This window comes from Treponema sp. R6D11 (assembly GCF_054786075.1).
In genome coordinates this window covers 1-2,542 of the sequence record NZ_BDHD01000226.1, presented here as the reverse complement: position 1 = coordinate 2,542, position 2,542 = coordinate 1, and the positions used below count along the sequence as shown (strand labels likewise).

Annotated in this window: 1 protein-coding gene; it reads right to left on the bottom strand. The window is 38.1% G+C overall.

What is annotated here, in order from left to right; translation table 11 throughout:
* Positions 1-236 precede the first annotated feature (236 nt).
* Positions 237-2,411 carry a methyl-accepting chemotaxis protein gene (locus ACYVTD_RS11540; protein ID WP_461247916.1) on the bottom strand — a complete coding sequence of 725 codons (2,175 nt, stop codon included), beginning with the start codon at positions 2,409-2,411 and terminating at the stop codon, positions 237-239.
* Positions 2,412-2,542 lie beyond the last annotated feature (131 nt).

Sequence of the window (2,542 nt, the reverse complement as noted above, 5' to 3'; positions counted from 1 at the left end):
TATTTATGACCGCTCCGATTATTGATCTCAGCACCGGGGAACTTTACGGTTTTGTTATATTGGTATAATTAGAAAAATTTAAGTACATTGTAATATTTTCATATCAGAAATTCATTTTGTCAAGAAAAAAAGAAAAATATGACAATATGACAAAAAGTATAAATATGACAAAAAATAAGAAAAAACTTTTAAAGTTACAATAAATATCCAAACTAAGAAAGACTATGGTTGCCTATTTATTCGAGAATTTTCCCAACTCTGTTTATCAGGTCGTCTTTATCGTAGGGTTTTTTGATGTAATCAACCGCCCCTATTTCGTGCGCGTGTTGTATGTCTTTCGGGTCGTCGGAAACAGTGAAAAATGCTATTGGAATATCGTGCAAATTGCTTATCGCTTTTATTCTGGTGTAAGTGTTCCAGCCGTCCATGTCCGGCATTATCAAATCCAATAATATTAATTGCGGAACAAGTCCCTGATAGAACAAACCAAGAGCTTCTTTGCCCGATTTTGAGGTTGTCACATCATATTTATTATTTAATACCTCTCCCACCATTTCAAGATGTATTTCATCATCGTCCACCATGAGGATTTTTTTCTTCTCGTTGCCGTCGGTAACATTAAATTTTTGCGTTTCCTGTTTTACCAATTCAAAGTTACGGTTGTTCTCAAGACTCATTTCGTTTACGTGGTTTACTGAAACATTTATCTGGTTAATACCTGCCAGTATTTCGTTCATGCCATCTACAGTTTCTTTGCTTATTTTTATAAATTCATCTGTTTCTTTTACCAAAGTTTCGCCTGATTGTTCCATGTCGTCAGAGCCTTTTTTAACCGAAGACGTTATATCCCGCAAGCGACCTATGGATTCCAATATTTGCTTTCCGCCTATTTCCTGTTCTTCCATAGCGTTTAGTATATTCTGCTCATGATCAGAAACTGTTTTAACGCTTGTGTCTATTGTTCCAAAACGCTCCAATACTTCATTAGTCGATTTAGTAATATTGTCTATAGACGCTTTTATTTTCTTGAGCATAGTAGCGGTGGTTTTTGATTGTTTTCCAGATGTCTCGGCAAGTTTGCGTATCTCATCGGCTACAACGGCAAAACCCCTGCCGGCTTCCCCCGCATGCGCCGCCTCAATCGCGGCGTTCATAGAAAGTAAGTTCGTCTGGCTTGCAATACTATTCATCAGCGAGTTTATTTCAAGAAGCCCCTCTGAGTCGTGAGCTATTTCCTGTATCTCCTGAGTGACTAATTGTAGCCCTGTTTTGCCGTTTTCCGACGCCTCTGTTAAAAAACTGACATTTTTGCTATTTTCAACCAATGTCTGCGTTACAGAGTGAATGTTAGCTGTCATTTCTTCAATGGCGGAAGACGACATATTTACGCTTTCCGTTTGCTCTTCTATTATTTTTTTAAGACTGCCGATATTTTCTTTAATTACTCCTACCGCCCTGCCCGCTTCTTCCGCGCCGCCTTCCTGTTTGACCATGAGATTCTTCATATTGTCAAGATTTAATGTAATCTGCTCCACAGCAGATGAAGTTTTGCCCATATTTATTGAAAGTTCAAAACTGGTATGGTTAAGACCGTTAATTTTGTATTTGATTGTTCCAATTCCGCCGCCAAGATGGTCGCAAAAATCGTTTATCATACCGGCGATAGTGCCAAGCTCATCTACAGAACAAATTGAAATTCGTTTTGTAAGGTCTTTTTTCTCTGAGGAAAGATTTTCAAGCTGCGCAATTACTGATTTGTATGTTGCTCCTGTATTTTTCTTCAGGGTAAGAGCCATGCAAAAAACACAGATAAAAAAGATAATCAGAGGTATCAATAAAAATGACATGGCAGTGCCTTTAAGCACATCTAAGTTTCCGCCAAAGCGATGAAACCCAAGCATGGTAACAGAACAGGTAAAAAGGAGGGTTACAAGAACTGCCGCCATAGGGACGATCCATGCCTTAGCCGCCTGACGCTTTTCACGGCAATCTAGGGGATATTTGGTAAAATTATGCGCAAGCAATGTACGTGAAACAAGACCGTCGCCCGCAACATATACAAATGTTCCCACCAACATTCCAAAAGAAAGCGTTGTCAGAAATAATTGCCCTTTTATGGCTGGATCAACGCCCAGATAATTGCCCAAAAAAACAATCCCAAGAAAAACGGCGTGGATAACTACATTAAGAGCGATTCTTTTAATCGGCACTGCACCTAACTTTTTTAGCCACAGTAAATACTGTTCCCCATCCAATTTTGTAAAGTATTTGTAATCAAAATAAAGCGCGCCATGCCCTAAAATACAGCAATAAAGAACCAGAAAAATCAGCGCAGGAATTCCAAGACGGAAACGAATAAAAGAAAAAGAACTGCCGAAAAAAAGCAGTATCAGAAAGTCAGCCGCCATCATAGCGACTCCTGTCAAAAAAATGAGGGCTAGAAAGTTATATTTTTGGTTTTTCATTTATATTCCTTGTTACTATATATATCGCAACTTTTAATAAAAAAACTTATGAAATAATAAATTTTGAGGTTTTTTAG

What these genes read in the sequence shown, in the direction of transcription:
- ACYVTD_RS11540 (WP_461247916.1), bottom strand. Translation starts at nt 2,411, where the DNA reads ATGATGGCGGCTGACTTTCTGATACTGCTTTTTTTCGGCAGTTCTTTT.